25 protein-coding genes and 1 pseudogene are annotated in these 25,820 nt (G+C 73.4%); 11 read left to right on the top strand and 15 right to left on the bottom strand.

The features are described 5' to 3' along the window. The first annotated feature begins 198 nt into the window (after positions 1–198). Both ACIRPP_RS31695 and ACIRPP_RS31700 read left to right on the top strand, forming a co-directional pair. Positions 199–738, top strand: coding sequence for a YbhB/YbcL family Raf kinase inhibitor-like protein (locus ACIRPP_RS31695; protein WP_403650154.1), 540 nt, complete (start codon positions 199–201; stop codon positions 736–738). Between the two features lie 199 nt (positions 739–937). Then, positions 938–1,444 carry an HNH endonuclease gene (locus tag ACIRPP_RS31700; RefSeq protein ID WP_403650157.1) on the top strand — a complete coding sequence of 169 codons (507 nt, stop codon included), beginning with the start codon at positions 938–940 and terminating at the stop codon, positions 1,442–1,444. Between the two features lie 150 nt (positions 1,445–1,594). On the opposite strand, the gene ACIRPP_RS31705 is transcribed toward ACIRPP_RS31700, so the two are convergent. From ACIRPP_RS31705 to ACIRPP_RS31715, 3 genes are all read right to left on the bottom strand, one after another. After that, positions 1,595–2,542 (bottom strand): SPFH domain-containing protein, encoded by a 948-nt coding sequence (locus tag ACIRPP_RS31705; RefSeq protein ID WP_403650160.1) that lies wholly within the window; start codon positions 2,540–2,542, stop codon positions 1,595–1,597. Positions 2,543–2,673: 131 nt separating this feature from the next. Continuing rightward, positions 2,674–3,108 (bottom strand): NfeD family protein, encoded by a 435-nt coding sequence (locus ACIRPP_RS31710; RefSeq protein ID WP_164334064.1) that lies wholly within the window; start codon positions 3,106–3,108, stop codon positions 2,674–2,676. 103 nt (positions 3,109–3,211) lie between these two features. Then, positions 3,212–4,009: an ABC transporter ATP-binding protein gene (locus tag ACIRPP_RS31715; protein ID WP_403650163.1), complete on the bottom strand. Its 798-nt coding sequence runs from the start codon at positions 4,007–4,009 to the stop codon at positions 3,212–3,214. Positions 4,010–4,203: 194 nt separating this feature from the next. Here ACIRPP_RS31715 and ACIRPP_RS31720 point away from each other — a divergent pair, with 194 nt between their 5' ends. Continuing rightward, complete coding sequence (locus ACIRPP_RS31720) at positions 4,204–4,992, top strand: hypothetical protein (RefSeq protein WP_403650165.1); 789 nt, start codon at positions 4,204–4,206, stop codon at positions 4,990–4,992. 351 nt (positions 4,993–5,343) lie between these two features. Here the strand turns inward: ACIRPP_RS31720 and ACIRPP_RS31725 are convergent, their stop codons facing one another. From ACIRPP_RS31725 to ACIRPP_RS31735, 3 genes are all read right to left on the bottom strand, one after another. Continuing rightward, positions 5,344–5,589 (bottom strand): chaplin, encoded by a 246-nt coding sequence (locus ACIRPP_RS31725; RefSeq protein WP_403650168.1) that lies wholly within the window; start codon positions 5,587–5,589, stop codon positions 5,344–5,346. Positions 5,590–5,746: 157 nt separating this feature from the next. Beyond that, the gene (locus tag ACIRPP_RS31730) at positions 5,747–6,388 is read right to left on the bottom strand and encodes a response regulator transcription factor (protein ID WP_164351236.1); all 642 of its coding nucleotides are present in this window, start codon (positions 6,386–6,388) and stop codon (positions 5,747–5,749) included. Next, the gene (locus ACIRPP_RS31735) at positions 6,381–7,526 is read right to left on the bottom strand and encodes a GAF domain-containing sensor histidine kinase (RefSeq protein WP_403650171.1); all 1,146 of its coding nucleotides are present in this window, start codon (positions 7,524–7,526) and stop codon (positions 6,381–6,383) included. The genes ACIRPP_RS31730 and ACIRPP_RS31735 overlap by 8 nt, the downstream gene beginning before the upstream one ends. A 252-nt stretch (positions 7,527–7,778) precedes the next feature. Here ACIRPP_RS31735 and ACIRPP_RS31740 point away from each other — a divergent pair, with 252 nt between their 5' ends. From ACIRPP_RS31740 to ACIRPP_RS31750, 3 genes are all read left to right on the top strand, one after another. Continuing rightward, positions 7,779–8,477, top strand: a complete 699-nt coding sequence (locus tag ACIRPP_RS31740; protein ID WP_403650174.1) for an SDR family NAD(P)-dependent oxidoreductase — start codon at positions 7,779–7,781, stop codon at positions 8,475–8,477. Continuing rightward, positions 8,474–9,517: an S-adenosylmethionine:tRNA ribosyltransferase-isomerase gene (locus tag ACIRPP_RS31745; RefSeq protein ID WP_403650177.1), complete on the top strand. Its 1,044-nt coding sequence runs from the start codon at positions 8,474–8,476 to the stop codon at positions 9,515–9,517. Before ACIRPP_RS31740 ends, ACIRPP_RS31745 begins: the two co-directional genes overlap by 4 nt. A gap of 420 nt (positions 9,518–9,937) precedes the next feature. Further along, positions 9,938–10,684: a transglycosylase SLT domain-containing protein gene (locus tag ACIRPP_RS31750; protein WP_403650180.1), complete on the top strand. Its 747-nt coding sequence runs from the start codon at positions 9,938–9,940 to the stop codon at positions 10,682–10,684. A gap of 110 nt (positions 10,685–10,794) precedes the next feature. Here the strand turns inward: ACIRPP_RS31750 and ACIRPP_RS31755 are convergent, their stop codons facing one another. Further along, the gene (locus ACIRPP_RS31755) at positions 10,795–13,356 is read right to left on the bottom strand and encodes an FHA domain-containing protein (protein ID WP_403650184.1); all 2,562 of its coding nucleotides are present in this window, start codon (positions 13,354–13,356) and stop codon (positions 10,795–10,797) included. Positions 13,357–13,596: 240 nt separating this feature from the next. Here ACIRPP_RS31755 and ACIRPP_RS31760 point away from each other — a divergent pair, with 240 nt between their 5' ends. After that, complete coding sequence (locus ACIRPP_RS31760; RefSeq protein ID WP_403650187.1) at positions 13,597–15,879, top strand: streptophobe family protein; 2,283 nt, start codon at positions 13,597–13,599, stop codon at positions 15,877–15,879. An 828-nt stretch (positions 15,880–16,707) separates the two neighbouring features. Further along, a complete protein-coding gene (gene serB / locus ACIRPP_RS31765; RefSeq protein WP_164349231.1) occupies positions 16,708–17,916 on the top strand; it encodes a phosphoserine phosphatase SerB in 1,209 nt (402 codons plus the stop codon). Between the two features lie 118 nt (positions 17,917–18,034). Here serB and ACIRPP_RS31770 read toward each other — a convergent pair whose 3' ends face one another. The 4 genes from ACIRPP_RS31770 to ACIRPP_RS31785 all read right to left on the bottom strand — a co-directional run bounded on the left by ACIRPP_RS31770 (position 18,035) and on the right by ACIRPP_RS31785 (position 20,891). Then, positions 18,035–18,553, bottom strand: a complete 519-nt coding sequence (locus tag ACIRPP_RS31770) for a histidine phosphatase family protein (protein WP_164349229.1) — start codon at positions 18,551–18,553, stop codon at positions 18,035–18,037. A gap of 63 nt (positions 18,554–18,616) precedes the next feature. Then, positions 18,617–18,823: a hypothetical protein gene (locus tag ACIRPP_RS31775; protein ID WP_164337579.1), complete on the bottom strand. Its 207-nt coding sequence runs from the start codon at positions 18,821–18,823 to the stop codon at positions 18,617–18,619. A 178-nt stretch (positions 18,824–19,001) separates the two neighbouring features. Next, positions 19,002–19,118, bottom strand: coding sequence for an SGM_5486 family transporter-associated protein (locus tag ACIRPP_RS31780; RefSeq protein ID WP_263867800.1), 117 nt, complete (start codon positions 19,116–19,118; stop codon positions 19,002–19,004). A gap of 396 nt (positions 19,119–19,514) precedes the next feature. Continuing rightward, on the bottom strand, positions 19,515–20,891 hold the full coding sequence (locus ACIRPP_RS31785; RefSeq protein WP_403650192.1) for a CynX/NimT family MFS transporter: 1,377 nt from the start codon (positions 20,889–20,891) through the stop codon (positions 19,515–19,517). Between the two features lie 73 nt (positions 20,892–20,964). On the opposite strand from ACIRPP_RS31785, the gene ACIRPP_RS31790 reads away from it, so the two are divergent. Beyond that, positions 20,965–21,660 carry a FadR/GntR family transcriptional regulator gene (locus tag ACIRPP_RS31790; protein ID WP_403650194.1) on the top strand — a complete coding sequence of 232 codons (696 nt, stop codon included), beginning with the start codon at positions 20,965–20,967 and terminating at the stop codon, positions 21,658–21,660. Here ACIRPP_RS31790 and ACIRPP_RS31795 read toward each other — a convergent pair. The 4 genes and pseudogenes from ACIRPP_RS31795 to ACIRPP_RS31810 all read right to left on the bottom strand — a co-directional run. Beyond that, on the bottom strand, positions 21,635–22,000 hold the full coding sequence (locus ACIRPP_RS31795) for a hypothetical protein (RefSeq protein ID WP_403650197.1): 366 nt from the start codon (positions 21,998–22,000) through the stop codon (positions 21,635–21,637). The two genes, ACIRPP_RS31790 and ACIRPP_RS31795, sit on opposite strands and share 26 nt — an antisense overlap. Before the next feature lie 183 nt (positions 22,001–22,183). Continuing rightward, positions 22,184–22,951: an enoyl-ACP reductase FabI gene (gene fabI, locus ACIRPP_RS31800; protein ID WP_403650200.1), complete on the bottom strand. Its 768-nt coding sequence runs from the start codon at positions 22,949–22,951 to the stop codon at positions 22,184–22,186. A gap of 5 nt (positions 22,952–22,956) precedes the next feature. Continuing rightward, positions 22,957–23,661 carry a 3-oxoacyl-[acyl-carrier-protein] reductase gene (fabG, locus tag ACIRPP_RS31805; protein ID WP_164348149.1) on the bottom strand — a complete coding sequence of 235 codons (705 nt, stop codon included), beginning with the start codon at positions 23,659–23,661 and terminating at the stop codon, positions 22,957–22,959. A 329-nt stretch (positions 23,662–23,990) separates the two neighbouring features. After that, positions 23,991–24,453, bottom strand: a pseudogene (locus ACIRPP_RS31810) (ATP-binding protein); the annotation flags it as partial. A 167-nt stretch (positions 24,454–24,620) separates the two neighbouring features. Between ACIRPP_RS31810 and ACIRPP_RS31815 the strand changes: the two are divergent. Then, the gene (locus tag ACIRPP_RS31815; RefSeq protein ID WP_403650203.1) at positions 24,621–25,466 is read left to right on the top strand and encodes a helix-turn-helix domain-containing protein; all 846 of its coding nucleotides are present in this window, start codon (positions 24,621–24,623) and stop codon (positions 25,464–25,466) included. Then, on the top strand, positions 25,463–25,663 hold the full coding sequence (locus ACIRPP_RS31820; RefSeq protein WP_403650206.1) for a DUF397 domain-containing protein: 201 nt from the start codon (positions 25,463–25,465) through the stop codon (positions 25,661–25,663). Before ACIRPP_RS31815 ends, ACIRPP_RS31820 begins: the two co-directional genes overlap by 4 nt. The last annotated feature ends 157 nt before the right edge of the window (positions 25,664–25,820 follow it).

A 25,820-nucleotide genomic window follows, 5' to 3' on the forward strand; every position in this document is an offset into this window, starting at 1 on the left:
CACCCCAGACCCTTCATCTGGACCAAGACCGCCGACGAGATCCTCGACAAAGTCGCCGCCTACTGCCGACGAATCTCCGACTCAGGTCACTAGGGTCTTTCGTTCGGTTCATGCCGGACCCCGCGAGCCCGGCATGAACCGAACGAGAGGCCCTAGGCTCGGAGGCGACCGAAGGCTGACGATTCAGGAGGTACCGAGGTGACCGAGCACATGCGGCGGCCGCTCCCCCACGACTTCCATCCGCCCGTGCCGTCGTTCACGGTGACCAGTGAGGATGTCGAGGAGGGCGCGAGCCTGAAGGACGCTCAGGTCCACGCCGCCGGGAACACCTCGCCGCATCTGCGGTGGGAGGGTTTCCCCGAGGGGACCAGGAGTTTCGCCGTCACCTGCTTCGACCCGGACGCGCCGACGGGCAGCGGGTTCTGGCACTGGGTGGTGTTCGACATCCCGGCCTCGGTGACGGAACTGCCGGCGGGTGCCGGCAGCGGGAAGTTCGAGGGTCTGCCGGAGGGCGCGGTCCACGTGCGCAACGACTACGGCACCCGGGACTTCGGCGGGGCGGCGCCGCCGCCCGGTGACGGCCCGCACCGTTACGTGTTCACGGTGTACGCCGTGGACCAGGAGAAGCTGGGTCCGGACGCGGACGCCACGCCCGCCGCGGTGGGCTTCAACCTGCGTTTCCACACGCTCGCCCGTGCGCACCTGATCGGCGAGTACGAGGTGCCTGCCGGATCCTGACCGGATCCCGACGTTCACGGAACGTTTGCCTGCCCCTGGTCGCGGAATTGATCAGGGGCGGGCATTTTTTTGTTGTCGGGGATCGCGGGGGCGTTCCCCGCGGAGCAGCAGATATTGCGTTGTCCATCTCGGCGTGCCCGGCCAGAGTTGACCCCAGCCCGCCAGGGGGTGGGCCGGTGCACACAGGAGGTGGGCTGGTATGCGGGACACGCTGGTGCTGAACGCGAGCTTCGAGCCGCTGTCGACGGTGACGCTGAACCGAGCCGTCGTTCTGGTGCTCCAGGACAAGGCCGTCGTCGAGCAGGCCCACCCCGAACTGCGGATGCGGGGGGCCGCGGTCGACATACCGGCGCCCCGGGTGATCCGGCTGTGCCGCTACGTGCGCGTGCCGTTCCGAAGACAAGCGCCCTGGTCCAGGCGGGGTGTGCTGGTGCGCGACCGGCACCGGTGCGCCTACTGCGGGCGGCGGGCGACGACCGTGGACCACGTGGTACCGCGGTCCAAGGGGGGCCAGGACACCTGGCTGAACACGGTCGCGTCGTGCGCGGAGGACAACCACCGCAAGGCGAACAGGACGCCGGAGCAGGCGGGGATGCCGTTGCTGCGGGAGCCGTTCGAGCCGACGCCCGCCGACGCGATGCTGCTGGCGCTGGGCACGGAGGAGTTCGACGCGTTGCCCGAGTGGCTGGTGTCGGCCGCGGCGTGACGGCGCGGCCGTAGGGGCGTGACGGGACACCCGGCTGCGGGATGTCCGCAGTGGTGCGCGCCCGGGCGGCGGAGCCGCACTACGGAGCCGCATATCGATGGGCCCCGCGCCCCTGAAGGGGTGCGGGGCCCTCGTGATGTCCGGGTGCTCTCAGTCGATCGAGGGCTTCTCGCGGCGTTCCTGGGCGGGGACGGTGCCGCCCGTCGCGCCGTTGCCGCCCAGGTTGGAGCCGAAGTTGCCGACGGCGCCGGAGAGGCCCTTGAGGGCGTCGCCGATCTCGCTGGGGACGATCCAGAGCTTGTTGGCGTCGCCCTCGGCGATCTTCGGGAGCATCTGGAGGTACTGGTAGGACAGCAGCTTCTGGTCCGGGTCGCCGGCGTGGATGGCCTCGAAGACGGTGCGGACGGCCTGGGCCTCGCCCTCGGCGCGCAGGGCGGCGGCCTTGGCCTCGCCCTCGGCGCGCAGGATCTGGGACTGCTTCTCGCCCTCGGCGCGCAGGATCTCGGACTGGCGGACACCCTCGGCCTGGAGGATCGCGGCCCGCTTGTCGCGGTCGGCGCGCATCTGCTTCTCCATCGAGTCCTGGATGGAGGTGGGCGGCTCGATGGCCTTGAGTTCGACGCGGTTGACGCGGATGCCCCACTTGCCGGTGGCTTCGTCGAGGACGCCGCGCAGGGCCGCGTTGATCTCCTCGCGGGAGGTCAGGGTCCGTTCGAGGTCCATGCCGCCGATGATGTTGCGCAGGGTGGTGACGGTGAGCTGCTCGATGGCCTGGATGTAGCTGGCGACCTCGTAGGTCGCGGCCCGCGCGTCGGTGACCTGGTAGTAGATGACGGTGTCGATGTTGACGACCAGGTTGTCCTGGGTGATGACCGGCTGGGGCGGGAAGGGGACGACCTGTTCGCGCAGGTCGATGCGGTTGCGGATGGTGTCGATGAACGGGACGACGATGTTCAGGCCCGCGTTCAGGGTCCGTGTGTAGCGGCCGAAGCGCTCGACGATGGCGGCGCTGGCCTGTGGGATGACTTGGATCGTCTTGATCAGGGCGATGAAGACCAACACCACCAGGATGATCAGGACGATGATGATCGGTTCCATCGTCGGTTCCCCGTACCCTTCTTCGCCTCGGCGCCTTCGGCAGGTCGTGTGCCTGGAAAGATCTTGCTGGTCGAGTCTGTCAGACCGTGGCGCAACACGGGGCCGGATCGGCCGGGTTGCGTCGTGCGAGGTCACATGACGATGGCCGTGGCTCCCTCGATGTCGACGACGTCCACTTCCTGGCCCACCTCGTAGGAGCGGTCGGCTTCGAGTGCGCGGGCGGACCAGACCTCGCCGGCCAGCTTGATGCGGCCGCCGGACCGGTCGACGCGTTCCAGGACGACGGCCTGTCTGCCTTTCAGGGCGTCGACGCCGGTGGAGAGTTGGGGTGGCCGTCCGGCCCGGTGTCTGTTGGCGATGGGGCGTACGACGGCGATGAGGGCGGTCGAGACGACGGTGAAGACGACGACCTGGGCGACCGCGCCGCCGCCGAAGATGCCGGAGGTCACGGCCGCGGCGACCGCGCCCACCGCGAGCATGCCGAGTTCGGGCATCGCGGTGATCACCAGAGCGATGCCGAGTACTGCCGCGCCGATCAGCCACCACAGCCATGCGTCGATGTCCACATGGTCATGGTAGGACCGCGCACCCGTCGCCGACAGGGCACCGGCCCCTCAGGTCCGGCCGAAAATGCCCGTGGGCCACGGGATTTGGGGTGCGGGGTCCCGCTCAGACCATCGGGAGGCCCTGGGCGGTCCAGCGGTCGCCGACCTGTTCGACGACGAGGGGCAGCCCGAAGCAGAGGGACAGGTTGCGGGAGGTGAGTTCGAGCTCCAGCGGGCCGGCGGCGAGGATCTTGCCCTGACGGATCATCAGGACGTGGGTGAAGCCGGGCGCGATCTCCTCGACGTGGTGGGTCACCATGATCATGGAGGGGGCGATCGGGTCGCGGGCGAGGCGGCCGAGGCGGCGGACGAGGTCCTCGCGGCCGCCGAGGTCCAGGCCGGCGGCGGGCTCGTCGAGGAGCAGCAGTTCCGGGTCGGTCATCAGGGCGCGGGCGATCAGGGTGCGCTTGCGCTCGCCCTCGGAGAGGGTGCCGAACTTGCGGTCGAGGTACTCGGACATGCCGAGGCGGTCGAGGAACGCGCGGGCGCGCTGCTCGTCGATGTCCTCGTACTCCTCCTGCCAGCCGGCGGTCATGCCGTAGGCGGCGGTGAGCACGGTCTGCAGGACCGTCTGCTTCTTGGGGAGCTTGTCGGCCATGGCGAGGCCGGCCATGCCGATGCGGGGGCGCAGGTCGAAGACGTCTGTGCCGGGTGTGCCGAGGGTCTCGCCGAGGATGGTGGCGGTGCCCTTGCTGGGATAGAGGTAGCTGGACGCGATGTTGAGAAGGGTGGTCTTGCCGGCACCGTTGGGGCCGAGGATGACCCAGCGCTCCCCCTCCTTGACCGACCAGGAGACCTGGTCCACCAGAGCCCGGCCCTCGCGGACCACGGATACGTCCTGAAGCTCCAGAACATCGCTCATGAGCGCGTTGTCTCCCCTTGCAGTGTGGCCGGTCTCGGCAGTCGCTTACGCCTGTGGCTCGGTCCGCCGCGCCGATCGGGCGCAGCCCTCCATGAAATCTACGCCACCGGCCGACCGGGGCGTTCCATCGGTCCGGTTCTTGGGCTTTCCGCGGGCCCGCCGCGGTGGGACGGGGGCCCGCCTAGGGTGGGGGGATGTTCTCGGAACCACGCTCTGGACGCCTCGCCGCATGGGGAAATGCCCTTCTTGCCGGACTTGTCTCTCCGGATGACGCCGGGCTCGCGATCGTCGGCGAGGACGCCGTGCACCGGGTGGCGGGGCTGCCTGGTGAGCCGGCCCCGGTGGGGCTGACGCTGGCGCTGGGGCGGCTGCGGTCGCTGGGGGCGACCGGGCTGCGGGTCGCGCTGCCCGCGCCGGGGCATCCGCTGGGGCTGAGCGGTCCGCCGGAGTTCAACGCGCGGGCGCTGGAGGCCGGGGAGGCGGTGGTCTGTCACGGTGCCGCTCTCGGTCTGGTGCCGGAGGTCGCCGGGGCCGGGCCGGAGGGCGACGTGCATGTGGAGGTGGTCTGGCACTGCCTGGCGGTGCGGGAGGCGCCGCCCGCCGACGTGCCCTCGCTGGGTGAGGCGGAGCGGGAGCTGGCGGAGGCGCTGCGGGAGGCCACGGAGGTGCTGACGCGGCTGGACGTGGCCGGGTCGGGGCCGGTGGCCGAGGCGGCGATCGACGCGTACCGGGCGCGGGCGGAGCGGGGCGGGGAGGTGCTGGCGCCCGGGTATCCGCCGCGTGCGGTGCGGGTGCTGGAGCTGGCGCAGCGGGTGGGGGCGCTGGTCGAGCTGGCGGGTGCCGGCGGGCACGGGGGTGCGGTGAGCGCCTCGGAGATGGCGGCGCGCGGGACGGCGCTGCGGCCGGTGGAGCGGACGGCCCGGCGGGCGCAGGTGGCGGCGTACAACGCGGTGGTGGAGGAGCGCGAGCGCGGCGTCCGGTGACCGGTGGGTGCGCGACCGGACGCGGTGAGCGGGCGGCCCCGGGCGATCACGGGTTTGCGAGACGGGGTCCGGGCGATCACGGGCCACTCGGGACGGGGTCCGGACCGAGAAGGCTCGCGCGAGACGGGGTCCGGGCGGTCGCATGCGGCGGGGGACTCCTCCGGGCCGGGCGGGGAGGCCCGCGCGAGACGGCCCCGGGCGGTCGCATGCCGCGCCGGACGGCTGCGGCACCGGGCGGTCGCATGCCGCGCGGGGGACTGCTCCGGGCCGACGCGGGCCGTGACCGGCTGACGACGACCGGCCTCCCGGGTGAGGCCGGGAGGCCGGGGGTCACCGGGTCGGTGCGGGCCGTCAGTGGTTGACGGCGAGGTTGCCGAAGGCCGGGTTCAGCAGGCCGATGACGTTGACCGTGTTGCCGGAGACGTTGACCGGGACGTCGACCGGGGCCTGGATGACGTTGCCCGAGACGACGCCCGGGGAGCCCGCCGCGATGCCGTCGGCGTGGGCGCCGTCCGTGGCGGAGGCCATGCCCGTGCCGGCGGCGAGCAGCCCGCCGGCGATCATCGTCACGGCCGCTGCCTTCTTCAGGTTCTTCACTTTCCAAGCCCTCCTTGCGATGGCCGGGGCGGGCGCCGCGGCACGCACTGAGCAACGGCGGGGGCCGGAAAAGGATGCGCCATCCGGGGGACATTCCCACGACGGTATGAATCTCGGACCGGAGGGGAACCGTCCGCCCGGCCGGCGGCGTCGCGGGTCAGCCGGTCACCCCGTGCCGTACCGCCCACAGGGCGGCCTGGGTGCGGTCCGAGAGGTCCAGCTTCATCAGGATGTTGGAGACGTGCGTCTTCACCGTCTTCTCGGAGAGCACCAGGGCGCGGGCGATCTCGCGGTTGGAACGGCCGTCCGCTATCAGCCCGAGCACCTCGCGCTCCCGGTCGGTGAGCGAGCCCGCCCGGCCCTGGCCCGGGCCGGTGTCCTCCTGGGCGAGCAGGGCGCCGGCCACCTCGGCCTGGAGCAGGACGTGTCCCGCGTGCACGGAGCGGATGGCCCCGGCGAGGGCGTCGGGGTCGACGTCCTTGTAGACGTATCCGGCGGCGCCCGCGCGCAGGGCCGGGACCACCGTGCGCTGTTCGGTGAAGCTGGTGACGACCAGCACGCGGGCGGGGTGGTCCAGCTCGCGCAGGCGGCGCAGCGCGTCCACGCCGTCCATGCCGGGCATCTTCACGTCCATGAGGATGACGTCCGGCCGCAGCTGCTCGGCCAGGGCGACGCCCTCGGCGCCGTCCGCCGCCTCACCGACGACCTCGATGTCGTCCTGCACCTCCAGGAAGGTGCGCAGTCCCCGGCGGACCACCTGGTGGTCGTCGACCAGGAGCACCCTGATTGCGTCAGCCACCGGGGACCTCCATCTCGATCGTGGTGCCCTTGCCGGGCTCCGATTCCACGCTGAGCCTGCCGCCCACGCCGCTCGCCCGGTCCCGCATGGAGACCAGACCCAGGTGACGTCCCGCACGGCGCACCGTCCGGGGGTCGAAGCCGCTGCCGTCGTCGGTGACCCGCAGGACGGCCCCGGTGCCGCGGCGGTCCAGAGTGACGTCGACCCGGTCGGCCTCCGCGTGGCGCAGGGCGTTGTGCAGGGCCTCCTGGGCGACGCGCAGCACGGCCTCCTCCTGGGCGGCGGGCAGGGCCCGCACGCCGTGGCCGGTGAAGGTCACGCGGGCGCTGTGGGCGCGGTCGAGGACCTGGACCTGGGTGCGGAGGGTGGCGACGAGTCCGTCCTCGTCCAGGGCGGCGGGGCGCAGCTCGACGACGGCGGCGCGCAGTTCGTCGGCGGCCTCGGCGGCGAGGGCGGCCACCTGCTGGAGTTCGCCCTTGGCCCGGGTGGGGTCGCGGTCGACGAGGCGGGCGGCGGCCTGGGCGGTCAGGCGCAGGGAGAACAGTTTCTGGCTGACGGCGTCGTGGAGCTCGTGGGCCAGCCGGGAGCGTTCCTCGGCGATGGTCAGTTCGCGGCTGCGTTCGTAGAGGCGGGCGTTGGTGAGGGCGATCGCCGCGTGCTGGGCGAGGATGCCGAGCAGTTCCTCGTCGTCCTGGGTGAAGCCGCAGGTGCCCTCGGGTTTGGGGCAGTTCTTGTTGGCCAGGAAGAGGGCGCCGATGACCTCGTCGCCGTCGCGGACGGGCAGGCCGAGGAAGTCGACCAGGTCCGGGTGGGCGCTGGGCCAGCCCTCGAAGCGGGGGTCGCTGCGCACGTCGGCGAGGCGCTGGGGCTTCGCGTCGCGCAGCATGGCGGCGAGGACGCCGTGCTGGCGCGGGAGGGGGCCGATGGCCTTCCACTGCGCCTCGCTGACGCCGTCGACGACGAACTGGGCGAAGCCGCCGTGGTCGTCGGGCACGCCGAGCGCGGCGTACTGCGCGTCGAGCAGTTCGCGGGCCGAGGCGACGATCGTCTTCAGGACGTCGCGCACCTCCAGGTGCCTGCTCATGGCCAGCAGCGCGGAGCTCACCGCGGCGAGGCCGGTCGGGGGGCCGTGACTCATGTCCTCACGGTACCGGCGGGTCCCGGCGCCGCGGATCGGACCTGTGGGGGCCTCGTGCCGGGGCCGGGGTCCTAGGTCCGCGGGCCGGGCCGGGGCCGGTCCGGGGCCCGGCGTAGGTCCGGGGTCCCGGGTTGTGCGGTGTAGGGCGAACGGCCCCGGTGGTCTGGATCCGCCGTCCGACGCGGGGCGGCCGGCCGCGTTCCTACGTTGAGATCACGCCGACGAGCGGCGCGACGACGAAGGGGGCACGACATGCCGGTAGCGATCATCACGGGGGCGTCGAAGGGGCTGGGGCGGGCCCTGGCCGGGGCGCTGGCCGGGCGCGGCTGGGACCTGGTGCTCGACGCGAGGGATCCCGTACCGCTGGCGGAGGCGGCCGGGGAGGTGTCCGCGCACGGCACGCGCGTGACGGCGCTGCCGGGGGACGTGACGGACGCGGGGCACCGGGGGGAGCTGGTGGCGGCGGCCCGGCGGCTGGGCGGGGCGGATCTCCTGGTGCACAACGCGAGCGCGCTGGGGGCGGAGCCGCTGGTCCGGCTGGAGGAGCTGCCGCTGGAGGGGCTGCGGCGGGCGCTGGAGGTGAATCTGGTGGCCGCGCTGGGGCTGGCCCAGGAGGCGCTGCCGCTGCTGCGGGCGTCCCGGGAGGGCGCGCTGGTCACGGTCAGCTCGGACGCCGCCGCCGAGGCGTATCCGACATGGGGCGGTTACGGGGCGTCCAAGGCGGCGCTGGACCACCTGGCGGCGGTTCTGGCGGTGGAGGAGCCGGGGTTGCGGGTGTGGGCGGTGGATCCGGGCGACATGGCGACGGACCTGTACGTGGCGGCGGTGCCGGACGACGACGGTCCGCGGCCCGATCCGGCCACCGTGGTGCCCGGGTTCCTGCGGCTGCTGGACGAGCGGCCGGCGAGCGGCCGCTACGCGGCGGCGGCGCTCGTGGGGGCCGGGTCGTGACCGTGGCGGTGCGGGTGCCGGAGGAGTTGTCGGCGCGGGTCCCGGTGGAGCAGCGCGGGCCGGGACTGGACCGGGACGCCGTGCGGCTGCTGGTGTCGCGGGGCACGGAGGCGGAGCACCACGCCTTCGCGGAGCTGCCGCGGCTGCTGCGGGCCGGGGACCTGCTGGTGGTGAACACCTCGCCGACGCTGGCGGCGGCCGTCGACGGGCGGACCGGTCACGCGCGCGTGGTGGTGCACTTCTCGACGCGGGGTGACGACGGCCGCTGGGCGGTCGAGCTGCGGCGGCCCGACGGGCGGGGCACCACCCGCGCGTGGGCCGCGCGCGGTCCGGGGACGGGGGTGCGGCTGCCCGGGGGTGCCCGGCTGGTGCTGGAGGAGCCGCTGAGCCCGCGGGGGGACCGGCTGTGGTGGGCGCGGGTGAGCCGGGACGTCCTCGGGCTGCTGCAGGAGTACGGGCGGCCGATCCGGTACGCGTACACGGAGCGGGACCAGCCGCTGTCCGCGTACCAGACGGTGTTCGCGCTGCCGTCGCCGGACGGGGCGGGCAGCGCGGAGATGCCGAGCGCGGGGCGTCCGTTCACCGCGCGGACGGTGACGGAGCTGGTGAGCCGGGGGGTCCGGTTCGCGCCGGTCACGCTGCACACCGGGGTGGCGTCGGCGGAGGTGCACGAGCCGCCCTACCCGGAGCGGTTCGCGGTGCCGGAGGAGTCGGCGTGGCTGGTGGAGGCGACGCGGGCGCGGGGCGGGCGGGTGATCGCGGTGGGGACGACGGCCGTGCGGGCGCTGGAGTCGGCGGCCGGGGCGGACGGTGTGGTGCGGGCCCGGTCGGGCTGGACGGACCTGGTGGTGACGCCGGGCCGGGGGGTGCGGGTGGTGGACGGGCTGCTGACCGGTCTGCACGAGCCGGAGGCGTCGCACCTGCTGATGCTGGAGGCGGTCGCCGGCCGCGCGGCGGTCGGGCGCGGCTACGAGGAGGCGCTGCGCGGGCGCTACCTGTGGCACGAGTTCGGGGATCTGCACCTGCTGCTGCCGGGATGACGGGCCTCGCCCCGGCCGTGACGACGGCCCGGGGCGACGGCCCGGGGCGACGGCCCGGGGCGACGGAGGGGGGCGGACGGGGAAGTCCTCACACAGTGCATTGCGTCAGCAACTCCGGGTGAGAAGCAGGCGGGGGCCATGTGAGGCCGGGCATAGGGCGCACATCACGTACGAACGGGAGTAGGAGATACATGCCGCCCACGTGAGCGGCCCGTTCGGTCCAGCTTGTACCGATTTGCCCTCACGGGGTCCACTAGGCGGCTTCGTACGTCACACCTTTGCCAGCCAATTTTGCGGCCGCTAAGAATGGCAGCCGTCGCTCAGCGCCGTGGGTCTTCCCCGCGGCGTTTGTGCCGGAAGCACCACTGTCCCCACCGGACGCCGAGCGACCTCCGCGCTATTCGAAGAGGTCCAACCCCCATGCCGAAGAACATCCTGTCCCGTGGTCACAGTCGCGCCCTGACCCGTCATCACAAGATCGCCGCTGCCGGTGTCGCCGCCCTCGGTGCCGCCGCCATCGGAATCTCGGCGGTGCCGAGCGACGCGTCGACGACCGTCACGAGCGAGGCAGCTGCTCCGGCGGCCAAGGTGGCCTACAGCACCGAGCAGATCAAGGACGTCCGGGCGAGCGTCACCGACCAGCTCGCGGGCGCCAGCGTCAAGGCCGAGCAGATCGCGGCGAAGAAGAAGGCCGCGGCCCAGGCGAAGGCCGAGGCCGCCGCCAAGAAGAAGGCCGCCGCTGCCGCCGCCGCGAAGAAGGCGGAGCAGGCCCGTCAGGCCAAGGAGAGCGCCAGCCGCGCCGCCGACCGCGCCCAGGTGAAGAAGGCGGCGGCCCCCAAGAGGTACGCCAACAACCTCGACGGCTGGATCCGTGAGTCCCTCGACATCATGAAGAAGCACGGCATCCCCGGCTCCTACGAGGGCATTCACCGCAACATCATGCGGGAGTCCTCCGGCAACCCGAAGGCGATCAACCTCTGGGACATCAACGCCCAGAACGGCATCCCCTCCAAGGGCCTGCTGCAGGTGATCCCGCCGACGTTCGAGGCGTACCACGTGCCGGGCACCTCGAAGAACATCTACGACCCGGTCGCCAACATCACCGCGGCCTGCAACTACGCGGCCGACCGGTACGGCACCATGGACAACGTCGACAGCGCGTACTGAGGTCGGCGCGGACCTCTGGCACTCGCGTCCGACGCGAACGGATACGCCGAAGGGCGGCACCCTCCTGACGGGGTGCCGCCCTTCGGGGCGTCGTGGAGCCGGTCCGGCGGTTACTTCCGCATGACCTCCGGCTCGTGCCGGCGCAGGAAGCGCGCCACGAAGAAGCCGCAGACCACGCCGATGGCGATCAGCGCGCCCATGTCCATCGCCCACGCGCCGACCGTGTGCTCCCACAGCGGGTCGGTGTCCCCGGGCGTCTCCGGCGGGCTGATCCTGTTGAAGTCCAGCGTGGCGCCCGAGGCGGCGACCGCCCAGCGCGACGGCATCAGGAACGAGAACTGGTTGACGCCGATCGAACCGTGCAGCGTGAACAGGCAGCCGGTGAACACGACCTGGATGATCGCGAACATCACCAGCAGCGGCATGGTCTTCTCGGCGGTCTTCACCAGCGAGGAGATGATCAGGCCGAACATCATCGAGGTGAAGCCGAGCGCCATGATCGGCACGGACAGCTCCAGCAGCGTGAAGCCGCCGAAGACCAGGCCCTCCTCCGGGATCTCCCGGCTGGAGAAGCCGATCACACCGACCAGCAGCCCCTGGAACACCGTGATCATGCCGAGGACGAACACCTTGGACATGAGGTACGCCGAGCGGGACAGGCCGGTGGCGCGCTCCCGCTCGTAGATGACCCGTTCCTTGATCAGCTCGCGCACGGAGTTCGCGGCACCCGCGAAGCAGGCGCCGACGGCGAGGATCAGCAGGACCGTCGTCGCCGTGCCGTTCGGGATGATCCGGCCGGTCTGCGGGTTGGGCGGGTTCGGCAGCAGGCCCCGGTCCGCGTCGATGAGCAGGCTCACCGCGCCGAGGACGGCCGGCAGGATCACCATCAGGGCGAGGAAGCCCTTGTCGGAGGCGATCACCGAGATGTAGCGGCGCACCAGGGTGCTGAACTGCGACATCCAGCCCTGCGGCTTCGGCGGCTTCATCGCCTGCATCGCCGGGACCTGTACGGACTGCGGTGCGACCGCGTCGATGTCCGCCGCGTACATCTGGTAGTGCTGCGAGCCCTTCCAGCGGCCCGCCCAGTCGTAGTCGCGGTAGTTCTCGAAGGCGGAGAAGACGTCGGCCCAGGTGTCGTAGCCGAAGAAGTTCAGCGCCTCCTCGGGCGGGCCGAAGTAGGCGACCGAGCCGCCCGGCGCCATCACCAGCAGCTTGTCGCAGATCGCCAGCTCGGCCACCGAGTGGGTGACGACCAGGACCGTGCGGCCGTCGTCGGCGAGGCCGCGCAGCAGCTGCATGACGTCGCGGTCCATGCCCGGGTCGAGACCGGACGTCGGCTCGTCCAGGAAGATCAGCGAGGGCTTGGTCAGCAGCTCCAGCGCCACCGACACGCGCTTGCGCTGGCCGCCGGACAGGGAGGTGACCTTCTTGTCCTTGTGGATGTCCAGCTTCAGCTCGCGCAGCACCTCGTCGATGCGGGACGCCCGCTCGGCGGCCGTGGTGTCGGCCGGGAAGCGGAGCTTCGCCGCGTACGTGAGGGCCTTCTTGACGGTCAGCTCCTTGTGCAGGATGTCGTCCTGCGGGACCAGACCGATGCGCTGCCGCAGCTCGGCGAACTGCTTGTAGAGGTTCCGGTTGTCGTAGAGGACCTCGCCCTGGTTGGCGGGGCGGTAGCCGGTGAGCGCCTTCAGCAGGGTCGACTTGCCCGAGCCGGACGGGCCGATGACGGCGATCAGCGACTTCTCCGGCACGCCGAAGGAGACGTCCTTGAGGATCTGCTTGCCGCCGTCGACCGTGACGGTCAGGTGCCGGGCGGAGAAGGACACCTCACCGGTGTCGACGAACTCCTCGAGCCGGTCCCCGACGATCCGGAACGTCGAGTGACCGACACCGACGATGTCGGTGGCGCCGAGGAGCTGCGAACCGCCCTTGGGGATCGGCAGACCGTTGACGTAGGTGCCGTTGTGCGAACCGAGGTCGCGGATCTCCATGCGCCCGTCGGGCGTCGAGTGGAACTCGGCGTGGTTGCGGGAGACCTGGAGGTCGGAGACGACGAGGTCGTTCTCCAGGGCGCGGCCGATGCGCATCACCCGGCCGAGGGAGAACTGGTGGAACGTGGTCGGGCTGCGGTCGCCGTAGACCGGCGCGCCCGGTCCGCCGCCGGGGCCCTGCTGCTGCGGGATCTGCGGCGCGGGCTGCTGCGGCACCTCGTGCTGCGGCTGCTGCCAGCCGGCCTGCGGGGCGGACTGCTGCGGCGGGGCCTGCTGCGCCCAGCCCGGGTTGGCGCTCTGCCCGCCCTGCGCGCCCTGGGCCGCGTACGGCTGGTGCGGCTGCTGCGCCTGATGGGCCTGCCCCGGATGCGCCTGGGGTGCGGCGGCCCCGACACCGGTCAGGGTCACGCGCGGCCCGTCGGTCGCGTTGCCCAGGTTCAGCGCCGTGTCGGAGCTGAGCTCCAGATGATGGATCCGTTGTCCCTGCACGAAGGTGCCGTTGGTGCTGCCGTGGTCCACGATGACCCAACTGTGGCCGTTGAAGCTGATCGTGGCGTGACGCCAGGAGACCCTGGCGTCGTCGAGCACGACGTCGCCCTGCGGATCGCGCCCCAGGGCGTAGGTCCTGGACGGATCGAGCGTCCAGGTACGTCCGTTTGATTCCAGTACGAGTTCCGGCACTCCATGCCCCACTGAGTTGTCCCCCGAATTTCCCCCATCGCAGGGAGTCTAGGGATGTCGAACATCGGGGGGAACTATTCCAGGGTCGCCCCCCTGACCGAAAGTCGGGCCTTGTCACGAGCCCGCACCAACGCTTCGATGCATCGCGTCGACGGGGTTGAAATCGGCCCGGAGAGTGGTAATCCAGGCGAGGGGGACATGCGCGGCCGCCTCGCCGCGCCGGGGACCGGGGGGTCTGCCATGAGTGCTGCCACGAGCGCCGGTGCCGCACCGCGGAGCGCGCGCGTGCCCTGGGTGGACGTCGTGGTGTCCGCGGTCGCGGCGGTCAGCTGGGCGCTGATCGCGATGGCCGGCACGGCCGCGCTGGGCCTGCGTCTGCTGGACGCCGACGCGGCGGGCTCGCTCGGGCCGATGACCGCGGCGGTGGTGGCGCTGGGGGCGGGCGGGTCGGTCACGCCGTCCGGCGACGTGTCCGCGTTCGGGCTGTCGGGCGCGGAGGCGACCACCGCGGTCGAGATCACGCCACTCGGCGTCAGCCTGGTCGGGGCGCTGCTGCTGGCCTTCTTCTTCCTGCGGTCGCTGCGGGCGGCGGGGACGGTGGTCACGCTCGCCGAACTCCTCGCGCGGGCCGGTGCGGTGGTCGCGCTGTGCGTGGCGATGGCGGGCGGGCTGGTGTGGGCCGGCCACGACGTCGTCACCCTCGACGGCAGGTCCCTCGGGCTGGACGGGCTGCCCGGCGGGGACGGTGACGGCATCGGCTTCCCCGGGCTGGGCGACCTCGGGGACGTGGAGGGGCTGTTGCCGGACCGGGTCGCCGGCCTCGTCGACGCACAGGCCGCGGTGGGCTTCACCGTCGACACGGCACCGACGCTGCTCGGCGCCGCGGTCTGGTCGGCCGGCGTCCTGGTGGTCGCCCTGCTGGCCTCGCGCCGTACGCCCCTGCCGCGCGGCTGGGACGCGCTGCACCGGGTGGTGCGGCCGGCGGTGTCCGCCGTCGTCACGGTGCTGCTGCTGGCGGTGGCGGCGGGCCTCGCGGCGGCCGGGTACGCGGCCGTCGGCGACCCCCACCCGCGGCGGATCGCGGGCGCGGCCCTGCTGGGGGCGCCGAACGGCGTGTGGCTCGGTCTGCCGGTCGGCCTGTTCGTGCCCTGGGACGGACGGGCGTCCGGGGCGCTGCTCGGCGTGCTGCCGCACCCGCTGGACGACCTGCTGCGCGGGGAGTCCGACCAGCCGGTGACCCTGGGACGGCTGGCCGAACTGGACGGGCGCGTAGGGCTGCTGGGAGTGGCGGCCGCCGTCGCGATGCTGTTGGCGGGCGTGCTGATGGCGGTGCGCACACCGGCCGCCGGGGCGCCGGACGCGGGGACACCGGCCGGGTCCGTCCTGCGCTGTGCGCTGCGCCTGGCTCTCGTCACCGCCGTGGCGCTGGCGGTGCTGGTGGGGCTGACGGGGGTGTCCGTCGACGCCTCGCTCTCCGTCCTCGGCTTCGACGCCTTCGGCGCCGGGCTGGAACTGCACGGCAGGCTGGGTCCCGCCCTGCTGCTGGGCGCCGCGTGGGGCGCCGCCGCGGGAGCGGCAGGTGCCCTGCTGGCCCGGGCGGCCGGAGCGACGGGCGTTTGGGCGGCACCCCTGGCACGCGGTGACACGGCGGCCACGGAGGGCGACGTGCGGGGGGCGGGTGCGGCAGGGTCGGCGGGCGCGGCGGGTACGGCAGGCCCGGCCGGTGCGGTGGGCCCGGCCGGTGCGACAGGCCCGGCCGGTGCGGCGGGAGGCGTGAAGGGCTCCGGGCGGTACGCGGACGGCGGCCGGTACGACGGAGAGGAGCGCGGCGCACCGGCAGCCCTCCGGGAGGACGGGGCCGGAGCGGGCGGCACCGGGCGCGGGGCGCCGCGCGGGCCGTACGCGCCGGAGCCGCCGTACCGGCCGCCGAACCCGGACACCAACCCGTACCTGCGGATGCCCGACGGCGCGGAGGAACCGCGCGACGCCCCTCGGTCCGACGGCGGGCCCGGCCGGGCGGACGGCCGGGCGCAGGACCCCGCGGACGGCCGGGCGCAGGACCTCGCGGGCGGCCGGGCGGACGGCCCGGCGGACGCACGGCGCTCCCCCGACCGGACCCGGCGACTGCGCCCACCGGAGGGCGTTGGCCCCGCCCCGGACGCTCCCCCGCCGTCACCCGACGGGCGCACCCGCGCGCTGGGCACGCCCCGGGGGGCCGACGGAGACGCCGGGCACCGCGACCCGGCCCGCAGGGCTCCGACCCCGTCCGGGAAGGGCCCCGCCCCGGACGCCCCCGCCGGTGACGCGCGCCCCGAGGGCCCTCCCCGCGAGGACGGCGCCGGCACCGGCCGGGGCGACTCACCGGACGAGGACCTCTCCGGGGCGCCCACCCGGATCCGCCCCGTCGAACCGCCCCGACGCGGACACCGCGCCCGGCCCGCGCGCGGGCGCCCGTCCTGGCCCGACGAGCCACCGCCACCACCGCCCCCTCCCCCGGCCCCGCGCAGGCCCGACGGCCGGTGATCACCCGGCGGGGCCTCTCCGCGGGCGACGGGACGGACGGCGCGGGCCCGGGCACGTCCGGACGGACGGCGCGGGCCCGGGCACGTCCGGACGGACGGCGCGGGCCCGGGCACGTCCGGACGGACGGCGCGGGCCGGGCAGGTCCTCGGCCCCCGCTCGTCCCCGCTCGTCCCCCGGTCCCGGTCTCGTCCTCGTCGTCGGCACGCGGCCCCGATGGCGGGTGCTCGCACCGCAGGTCCACGGGGACCAGCCACGCGGCCGGCTCCGAGACCCGAGCGCCGCGCCGACCAGGATCCTCAGCCCGCACAACGGCGAGCGCTCACCCACGGGCCACCACCGGCCATGCTCGGCTCCCGACCCCCGCGCGCAGCCCCACCACGGCCCACGGCCCACGCCCCTGAGGAACACGCGGCCCGCCCGCGTGAGCGGGGGCGCCACTCCGGCTGCCGGGGCGCCGCCTTCACCGTCGCGGCCTGCGGCAGGCGCTCCGCCGGGGAGCGACCCCCGCCCCGTCCGGCGCCGGTCCGGAGATCCGGTGATGCTCCCCGGGCCGCGTCCGAGCCCGGTGGCGCACCGCACGAGAGCCCGGCCGCGCGCCGCCCGGGTGCCGCCCCCGTGACCGGCGGGTGCCGGCCGGCCGCATCGCGGCCCGGCTCGCCCGGGCCTGCCCGGCCCGGCGGGCGGCGCTGCTTCCGGCCGGGCGGAACCCCCGGAGAAATCCGCGCGGAACGTCGCCGCCGAGTCGTCGCCCGAGGGCCCGTGTTCGGCTGTCCGTCAGGCGGACCGAGGGGGCGGGAGGCACCGGGTGCCGGATACGGTGGGACCACCATGAGCGCATCGCAGACCACCGACGTACCCACTCTCCTTGTCAAGATCTTCGGCAGGGACAGGCCGGGCATCACGGCCGGCCTCTTCGACACCCTCGCCGCCTACTCCGTCGACGTCGTCGACATCGAGCAGGTCGTCACCCGCGGCCGGATCGTGCTGTGCGCGCTCGTGACCGAGCCGCCCCGGGGCCTGGAGGGAGACCTCCGGGCGACCGTGCACAGCTGGGCGGAGTCGATGAAGATGCAGGCGGAGATCATCTCCGGCATCGGCGACAACCGTCCGCGCGGGCTCGGCCGTTCCCTGATCACCGTGCTGGGTCATCCGCTCACGTCCGAGGCGACGGCGTCGATCGCCGCCCGGATCACCGACAGCGGCGGCAACATCGACCGCATCTTCCGGCTGGCCAAGTACCCGGTGACGGCCGTGGAGTTCGCGGTGTCGGGGGTGGAGACCGAGCCGCTGCGCACCGCGTTGGTGACCGAGGCGGCGCGGCTCGGGGTGGACGTGGCGGTCGTCGCGGCCGGGCTGTACCGGCGGGCGCAGCGCCTGGTCGTGATGGACGTGGACTCCACGCTCATCCAGGACGAGGTGATCGAGCTGTTCGCGGCGCACGCGGGCTGCCAGGACAAGGTGGCCGACGTGACGGCCGCGGCCATGCGCGGGGAGCTGGACTTCGAGCAGTCCCTGCACGCCCGGGTGGCGCTGCTGGAGGGGCTGGACGCGTCCGTGGTGGACAAGGTGCGCAGCGAGGTGCGGCTGACGCCGGGTGCGCGCACCCTGATCCGTACGCTGAAGCGTCTCGGCTACCAAGTCGGTGTGGTGTCCGGTGGGTTCACCCAGGTCACGGACGACCTGAAGGAGCGGCTGGGGCTGGACTTCGCCCAGGCGAACACGCTGGAGATCGTCGACGGGAAGCTGACCGGCAGGGTCATCGGGGAGATCGTCGACCGGGCGGGCAAGGCCCGGCTGCTGCGCCGCTTCGCGACCGAGGCGGGTGTGCCGCTGTCGCAGACGGTGGCGATCGGTGACGGTGCCAACGATCTGGACATGCTGAACGCGGCCGGCCTCGGGGTCGCCTTCAATGCAAAGCCGGTGGTGCGGGAGGCCGCCCACACGGCCGTGAACGTGCCCTTCCTGGACACGGTGCTCTATCTGCTGGGCATCACGCGCGAGGAGGTCGAGGCGGCGGACACCGTCGGCCTGGGCTGAGGGCGCCGCCGCCCGCTCCGTGCGGAAGCGGTGCGCCCGTGGGTGCGGCGCACCGCTTCCGTGCGTGAGGGGTTCCGGCACCGGTCGTCGCGGCCGGATCCGGGTCAGGCGCGGTGGGTCACTCGCTGGGCGCCCAGTAGTCGGCCAGGGTGGCGACGCCCGGTTCCAGGGACTTCCAGGAGCCGGTGAAGGTCAGGACGGCGAAGGCGGCGGCGGGGTAGCCGCGGCGGTCCATGCGCTCGCGGGCGTCCCCCTCGGCCGAGCCGGCCAGGATGTCGGCGAGGCCCTGGATGCCGGGGTTGTGGCCGACCAGCAGGACGTTCTGCGCGTCGTCGGAGGTCTCGTTCAGCAGGGCGATCAGCTCACCGGGCGAGGCCTCGTAGATCCGCTCCTCGTAGACGGTTTTCGGTCGCTGCGGGAATTCCTGGACCGCCAGCTTCCAGGTTTCCCGGGTGCGGGTCGCGGTGGAGCACAGGGCCAGGTCGAAGGCGATGGCGGAGTCGGCCAGCTTGCGTCCGGCGACTGCCGCGTCCATGCGGCCCCGCTCTGCGAGTGGGCGCTCATGGTCGTTGACCGGGGGCCAGTCGGCCTTCGCATGCCGGAAGAGGACAATCCTGCGGGGTTCTGCGACGCTCATGTCACCCAGCTTCGCATGAAACAGGCCACGGGGCGCAGGTAGTTGGCGGCCCCTCCCGGGGACTCATCGGGCCAGGAGCTGCTGCGCGCGCTCGACGAGGTGCGCGATCGCGGGTTCGCCGGACGTGGCGTGGGCCTCGGAAGGGTTCAGGACCAGGAGCAGCAGCGTGACGAAGGCGAGCGTGGGCAGGGCCAGGGCCCACCACGGCAGCCGGATGCCGGAGCCGCCCCGGGGGGCCGGGTGGGGCCGGGGGTGGGTGCGCGCCGTCATGGTGGCCTCCGCTCCGCGAGGGGTCCGTGCACCGCGTCCTGCGGTCACTCACGAAGGTACGGACCCGGCGGGTGCCGACCCATCCGGTGATCCACCCACTTGACCCTGAGCCTGTCCCCCTAGGGGATACGGGGGTCAGCCCCACCATGGCCCGGGCGGCCCGGGGTGGTGGCGGGGGTCACGGGGCGAGGAGGCTGGCGACCACGCCGATGACGATGAAGATCGCGAGGAACGAGCCGAGGACCAGGAGCAGCTTCTTCTGGCCGTTCTGCGGGTTGGGGTCGAGGACTGGCATGCGGCCAGTGTCCCACCCCCGGGGCCCGCGCGTCGGTGCGGGGGTGGCGCTCAGCGTGCCGCCGCGCCGGGGCACGCGCGTCGGTGCGGGGGTGGCGCTCAGCGCGCCACAGCCCCGGCCCCCGCGTGGCGGTGCGGGGCGGCGCTCAGCGTGCCGCCGCGCCGGGGCACGCGCGTCGGTGCGAGGTCGGACTCAGCGCGCCACAGCCCCGGCCCCCGCGCGTCGGTGCCGGTCGCGCTCAGCGTGCCGCCGCCCTGGCCACCCTGGCGCCCGCGTGGCAGTGCGGGGTCGGACTCAGCGCGCCACAGCCCCGGCCCCCGCGTGGCGGTGCCGGTCGCGCTCAGCGTGCCGCCGCCCTGGCCGCCCTGGCGCCCGCGTGGCGGTGCGGGGTCGGGCTCAGCGCGCCGCTTCCTCCTCCACGGTGCGGGCGCGGCCGGCCAGCCAGCCGAACACCGTCTGCGGCACCATCAGGGCGGCCATCAGCCCGATCGGCAGTCCCCAGCCGCCACTGTGCTGGTAGAGCACGCCGACCAGGAGGGGCCCGGGGATGGAGATCAGGTACCCGGTGCTCTGGGCGAAGGCGGACAGCTGGGCGACGCCCGCGCCGGTCCGGGCGCGCATGCCGACCAGGGTCAGCGCGAGCGGGAAGGCGCAGCCGGCGATGCCCAGCAGCAGAGCCCAGGCCCAGGCCCCGGCGGCGGGGGCGAGGTACAGGCCGGCGTACCCGGTGAGGCCGCAGGCGCCCAGGACGAGCACGATGGGCCCCTGGTGGGGCAGCCGGGTGGCCAGCCGGGGTATGACGAAGGCGAGCGGTACGCCCATCACCATGGTGACCGCGAGCAGCAGGCCGGCCGTACCGGCGGGGACGCCCGCGTCGCGGAAGACCTGCGGCATCCAGCCCATGGTGATGTAGGCGGCGGTGGCCTGGAGCCCGAAGAAGAGGGCCAGCGCCCACGCGGTGCCGCTGCGGACGATGCGCAGCGGGGGCGTGTCGGTGCGCGGGCCGGGCGCGGAGGCGGGCTCCGCGCGCGGGCGCACGCGGGCGGCGGCCCGGGAGCCGGGGCGTCCGCCGCCGGCGGCGGTGCCGCGGTCGCGGACGAACCACAGCCAGGGCAGCACGGCCGCGGCGGCGAGGACGGACCACAGGGCGAGCCCCGACCGCCAGTCGCCGCCCAGCAGGCCGGTCGCGGGCACGGTCACCGCGGCCGCCGTGGAGGTGCCCAGGGCGAGGGCCATGGAGTACAGGCCGGTCATGGTGCCGATCCGGTCCGGGAACCAGCGCTTGACGATGACCGGCATCAGGACGTTGCTGACGGCGATGCCCATGAGGGCGAGGGCGGTGGCGGCCAGGAATCCGGCCGTGCCGCCCGCGAAGGGGCGGATCAGCAGGCCGGCGGCGATGGCGGCCATGCCGCCGCACACCACGGCGCCGGGGCCGAAGCGGCGGGCCAGGCGCGGGGCGGTGACGCCGAAGACGGCGAAGCACAGCGGGGGGACCGAGGTCAGCAGTCCGGCCACGCTGCCGCTCATGCCGAGCGCGACGCGGACCTCTTCGAGCAGCGCGCCGAGGCTGGTGATGGCGGGGCGCAGGTTCAGCGCGGCCAGGACGATGGCCACGACCAGCAGGTGCGCGGCCCAGCCGCGCGGGCGCGGGGCGGAGGGATCCGGCCCGGGGGTGCGGGGGGCCGCTGCGGGTCGGGTTCCGGCCGGGGTGTCTCCGGTCGTCGTGGACGCGAACGTCCGGGTGTCGTCACCAGCCATGGGGTCCATCATAGAATCATGGGATGATTCTCCGTCCACCTCGTTGCGGCGTCCCGGCGACGCCCCTGGCGTGCGAAGGTGTGCCATGCCCCTGAGCCATCCGCGTCGTGCGGCCCTGTCCGAGCAGGTCATCGCCGCGCTGCGGGCGCAGATCACCACGGGCGAGTGGCCGGTCGGCTCCCGCATCCCCACGGAGCCGGAGCTGGTGGAGCAGCTCGGGGTGGCCCGGAACACGGTGCGCGAGGCGGTCCGCGCCCTGGCGCACAACGGCCTGCTGGACATCCGCCAGGGGTCGGGCACCTACGTGGTGGCGACGAGCGAGCTGGCGGGCGTGATGCAGCGCCGTTTCGCCGGCGCCGACCCCCGGCACGTCGCCGAGCTGCGTTCCACGCTGGAGTCGGCCGCCGCGCGGCTGGCCGCCGCACGGCGGACGGAGAGGGACCTCAAGCAGCTGGACGCCCTGCTGCTGCGCCGTGAGGAGGCGTGGGAGTCGGGTGAGGCGGAGGCGTTCGTGACGGCGGACGCGACCTTCCACCTGGCCGTGGTGGCGGCCTCGCACAACGACGTGATGACGGCGATGTACGCGGACCTGGGCGAGGTGCTGCGGGACTGGCTGCGCGACGACGTGGGCGCTCGGCTGTCCCCGGAGACGCACATGGAGCACGGGCGGCTGGTGGACGCGATCCGGGCCGGAGACGCGACGGCGGCGGCCGAGGTGGCCGCCGCCTACCCGCTGGTGTGCCGTCCGGGGCGGGTCAGCGCTCCGCCCTCCGGTGGCTGACCCAGGCCGAGCCGACCTCCTTCCAGCAGCGGCCGGTCAGACGCACGGTCTGCGCGGGCCCGGCGGCCACCGGCCTGCTGTCGGCGTCGAGGTCCCACCAGCGGACGCACTCGACGTGCAGACTCACCCGGTCGGTGACGGGATAGGGGTTGTGGCAGTACGCGGTCACCCGGGATCCCTCGACAAGGATCCGGCAGGCGGCGCCGAACGGATCGTCCGTGAGCGGGGTCCCCGCAGCGGCCCGCTCGGGCGCCACGCGCGGGTGCGGCATCGCGTCGTGGGGCAGGGCCAGCACGAGGGCGGCGGCCAGGATCGCTGAGGCCAGACGGTAGACGCGCACAACGGACCTCCTCGGCGTGGCTGGGGAGGAAAACGCGCGACGGACGCGTACTCCACGGTGCCCGGTCGGCGGTCCCGCGCGCCCGCCTGGTGAGCCGTTCGGGTGACACGGCGGGCACCCCGCCAGGACGCGGGAAGGGCCCGCGCCCCGGTGGGGTGCGGGCCCTTCGGGCCGTGCTGACGGTCAGGCGCCGACGGCGTGCAGACCGCCGTCCACGTGGACGATCTCGCCGGTGGTCTTCGGGAACCAGTCGCTCAGCAGGGCGACGATGCCGCGGCCGGCCGGCTCGGGGTCCTTCAGGTCCCACTCCAGCGGGGCGCGGGTGTCCCACACGGAGGCCAGCTCGCTGAAGCCCGGGATGGACTTGGCGGCCATGGAACCGAGCGGGCCCGCCGAGACGAGGTTGCAGCGGATGTTCTGCTTGCCCAGGTCACGGGCCATGTACCGGTTGGTCGCCTCCAGGGCGGCCTTGGCCGGGCCCATCCAGTCGTACTGCGGCCAGGCGTACTGCGCGTCGAAGGTGAGGCCGACGACGGAGCCGCCGTTCTGCATCAGCGGCAGGCAGGCCATGGTCAGGGACTTCAGAGAGAAGGCCGAGACGTGCATGGCCGTGGCGACCGACTCGAACGGCGTGTTGAGAAAGTTACCGCCGAGCGCGTCCTGCGGCGCGAAGCCGATGGAGTGCACCACGCCGTCGAGGCCGCCGAGCTCCTCGCCCACGACGTCGGCGAGGCGGCCGAGGTGCTCGTCGTTGGTGACGTCGAGCTCGATGACCTTGGTGGGCTTGGGGAGCTTCTTGGCGATGCGCTCGGTCAGGGTGGGCCGCGGGAACGCGGTCAGGATGACCTCGGCCCCCTGCTCCTGGGCCAGCCGGGCGGCGTGGAAGGCGATGGACGCCTCCGTCAGCACACCGGTGATCAGGACGCGCTTGCCCTCGAGAATTCCGCTCATGTCGTTCAGTGACCCATTCCCAGTCCGCCGTCAACAGGAATGACGGCTCCAGTGATGTACGAGGCGTCGTCCGAGGCGAGGAACCGCACCGCCGCGGCGATCTCCTCCGGCTGCGCGTACCGGCCGAGCGGTACCTGCGACACGATGCCCGCGCGCTGCTCGTCGGTGAGGACCTTGGTCATGTCGGTGTCGACGAAGCCGGGCGCCACGACGTTGAAGGTGATGTTGCGCGAGCCGAGCTCCCGGGCGAGGGAGCGCGCGAAGCCGACCAGAGCGGCCTTGGAGGCGGAGTAGTTCGCCTGGCCCGCGGAGCCGGACAGGCCGACCACCGAGGAGATCAGCACGACGCGGCCCTTCTTGGCGCGCAGCATGCCCCGGTTGGCACGCTTCACGATGCGGAAGGTGCCGGTGAGGTTGGTGTCGACGACGGAGGTGAAGTCCTCCTCGGACATGCGCATCAGGAGCTGGTCCTTGGTGATGCCCGCGTTGGCCACGAGGACCTCGACCGGGCCGTGCTGGGCCTCGATCTCCTTGTAGGCCTGCTCCACCTGCTCCGGGTCGGTGATGTCGCAGCGGACGGCGAGGAAGCCGGCCGGCGGCTCACCCGAGCGGTACGTGATGGCGACCTGGTCGCCGGCGTCGGCGAATGCACGGGCGATGGCGAGGCCGATGCCCCGGTTGCCTCCGGTGACGAGAACCGAGCGGCTCAACGGATCACCCTTTCGATAGCGGTCTGGTTCACCCGCCCGGACACCTGGATGACAGGCGGCTTCCCCGAAAACCTATCGGTCGCGGCGTGCCGCGGGACATTCGGGCACCGACAGTGGCTCCCATGGCGTCCTGTCGGGTTCCTACAGTCGGGCGCCGCAGTCGGCCGCCGTGCTCCGGTGACCGCACCGGGTCGTGCGGATGCCCCGCGCGGAGGTGCCCGCGTGGATCAGCGGTCGTCCTCCCCGCGCTCGGACAACAGGAGCGCCACGGGGTCGACGTCCTCCGGCACCTCGTAGTGCGGCATGCCGTGGCGGTCGGCGGCGGTGGCCGGACGCGGGCCGTCCGGGGCACGGACCGCGCACACGGCCCACACGGTCTTGCCCGGACCCGTCCGCCCGGCCACGCCCTAGCGGTCGGCGACGGCCTCCACGATCAGCAGGCCCCTCCCGCCGTCGGCGTCCACGGAGGACGGGCCCACGGGGGCGAGGGGCCCCCGGCCGCCCCGGGTGGGTGTCGGACACCTCGACGCGGACGATGCCCGCGGTCCGGTCGTACAGGAGCCGCAGCTCGAAGTCGCGGCCCGGGACGCGGCCGTGCACGGCCGCGTTGGCGGCCAGCTCGGCCACCACGAGGGTGACGGTGTCGGAGGCGGGGCTGCCATACGGCAGCTGCCACAGGTCGAGCCGGTGCGCGGCGAGCCTGCGGGCGAGGCGCGCGCCCCGGCACGTGGCGGAGAAACGCTGGGCGAACACACTTACGGTAACGGCCGCTCGGGCCTGTGGCGCTGGCATGCGCCCAGCGTTCCGGGCCACTCCTCGCTCCTGACAGGGACGACACCCCTACAGGCCCGACTGTATCGGTGCACCCTCTGGACTGGGCGTGTAACTCCCCGTGACCTCGAACGGGTCGGGCGAGGTTGAACAGGGCGTGGGCCCGCGGACACGGGAGGCACGGGACGATGAGGACGGACCACGGCGGCGCGAACGGCACGGAAGCAGAACTCTCCGACGGTCTCAAGACCTTCGGAGCGGTCCTCAAGGCCCTGCGCGAGGAATCCCGGCTGACCCAGGAGGAGTTCGCCCTGCGGGTGCGGTACTCGGCAGCGTACGTCGCCAAGATCGAACAGGGGAAGCGGTTCCCACCGGCGGACCTGCCCGCGCGGGCGGAGGAGGTTTTGGGGCCGGTCGCGGTCAAGGTCCTCACAGCGGCGGTGAGGAGCCTGACGCGGAGGGTGGGGCTGGCGTCGTGGTTTCGCCAGTGGGCGGGGGTCGAGGAGGAGGCGATCTCCTTGTACGCGTATGAGTGCCGGGCAGTTCCCGGACTGTTGCAGCCGGAGCGGTACGCGCGGGCAGTGTTCACACGCCAACTACCGCCGTTCACGCAGGAGCAGATCGACCACAAGGTGACCGCGCGGCTTGAGCGCCAGACGCTCTTGACCGAGCGTCCGAACACCGCCTTCACGTTCGTCATCGAACAGGCCATCCTGGAACGCAGGGTCGGCGGCGTGTCGGTCACCAGGGATGTCATCGACCACCTGCTCAACATGAGCGACAGGACCAACATCGAGATCCAGATCATGCCGTTGCATCAGGAGGACCACTGCGGAGTCGATGGCCAGCTGTACATGGCCGAAACACCGGGACACCAGTGGTTCGGTTACATCGAAGGACATCGATCGAGCAGTCTGATTGCGGCTCCCGGGGAGGTGAGTGTCCTCCACCAGCGCTATGGCAAGCTGCGTTCCCAAGCCTTGGACTGCCGGGCCACCGTGAACCTCCTGGAAAGGATGCGAGGAGCCCTATGACAACCACCCCTGAGCTGAACTGGTTCAAGAGCAGCTACAGCGGCGGAGACGGGGACAACTGCATCGAGGTCGCCGTGCTTCCCGCGGCCGTCCACATCCGCGACTCCAAGGACCGGCACATCCGGCCTCTCGTCGTCACGCCGGCCGCGTGGACCGCGTTCGCGGCACTCGCGGTCGGCGTGCCTCGGGACGGCTGAGTTCGCGTCGTACGTGACGGCCGGCGGGTGGGTACGGGAGCGGCTCCCGCCCCCCACCCCCCCGCCGGGCATAACCAGCGCAACCCGACCACCCCCCGCCCGACCCCCCCGCGCTCCCCCGCCCCGCGACACGCGCGCCGCGCTGCAACACCAAGCG

This window comes from Streptomyces sp. NPDC101219 (genome assembly GCF_044767675.1).
In the GTDB taxonomy this organism is placed as follows: domain Bacteria; phylum Actinomycetota; class Actinomycetes; order Streptomycetales; family Streptomycetaceae; genus Streptomyces.

Coding starts and splice junctions, on each gene's coding strand:
- ACIRPP_RS31770 (WP_164349229.1), bottom strand. CDS start 18,553: ATGAGCGTCGCAGAACCCCGCAGGATTGTCCTCTTCCGGCATGCGAAG.
- ACIRPP_RS31705 (WP_403650160.1), bottom strand. CDS start 2,542: ATGGAACCGATCATCATCGTCCTGATCATCCTGGTGGTGTTGGTCTTC.
- ACIRPP_RS31750 (WP_403650180.1), top strand. CDS start 9,938: ATGCCGAAGAACATCCTGTCCCGTGGTCACAGTCGCGCCCTGACCCGT.
- ACIRPP_RS31815 (WP_403650203.1), top strand. CDS start 24,621: ATGAGGACGGACCACGGCGGCGCGAACGGCACGGAAGCAGAACTCTCC.
- ACIRPP_RS31720 (WP_403650165.1), top strand. CDS start 4,204: ATGTTCTCGGAACCACGCTCTGGACGCCTCGCCGCATGGGGAAATGCC.
- ACIRPP_RS31760 (WP_403650187.1), top strand. CDS start 13,597: ATGAGTGCTGCCACGAGCGCCGGTGCCGCACCGCGGAGCGCGCGCGTG.
- ACIRPP_RS31780 (WP_263867800.1), bottom strand. CDS start 19,118: ATGCCAGTCCTCGACCCCAACCCGCAGAACGGCCAGAAGAAGCTGCTC.
- ACIRPP_RS31790 (WP_403650194.1), top strand. CDS start 20,965: ATGCCCCTGAGCCATCCGCGTCGTGCGGCCCTGTCCGAGCAGGTCATC.
- ACIRPP_RS31740 (WP_403650174.1), top strand. CDS start 7,779: ATGCCGGTAGCGATCATCACGGGGGCGTCGAAGGGGCTGGGGCGGGCC.
- serB (WP_164349231.1), top strand. CDS start 16,708: ATGAGCGCATCGCAGACCACCGACGTACCCACTCTCCTTGTCAAGATC.
- ACIRPP_RS31715 (WP_403650163.1), bottom strand. CDS start 4,009: ATGAGCGATGTTCTGGAGCTTCAGGACGTATCCGTGGTCCGCGAGGGC.
- ACIRPP_RS31785 (WP_403650192.1), bottom strand. CDS start 20,891: ATGATGGACCCCATGGCTGGTGACGACACCCGGACGTTCGCGTCCACG.
- ACIRPP_RS31700 (WP_403650157.1), top strand. CDS start 938: ATGCGGGACACGCTGGTGCTGAACGCGAGCTTCGAGCCGCTGTCGACG.
- ACIRPP_RS31820 (WP_403650206.1), top strand. CDS start 25,463: ATGACAACCACCCCTGAGCTGAACTGGTTCAAGAGCAGCTACAGCGGC.
- ACIRPP_RS31775 (WP_164337579.1), bottom strand. CDS start 18,823: ATGACGGCGCGCACCCACCCCCGGCCCCACCCGGCCCCCCGGGGCGGC.
- fabI (WP_403650200.1), bottom strand. CDS start 22,951: ATGAGCGGAATTCTCGAGGGCAAGCGCGTCCTGATCACCGGTGTGCTG.
- ACIRPP_RS31735 (WP_403650171.1), bottom strand. CDS start 7,526: ATGAGTCACGGCCCCCCGACCGGCCTCGCCGCGGTGAGCTCCGCGCTG.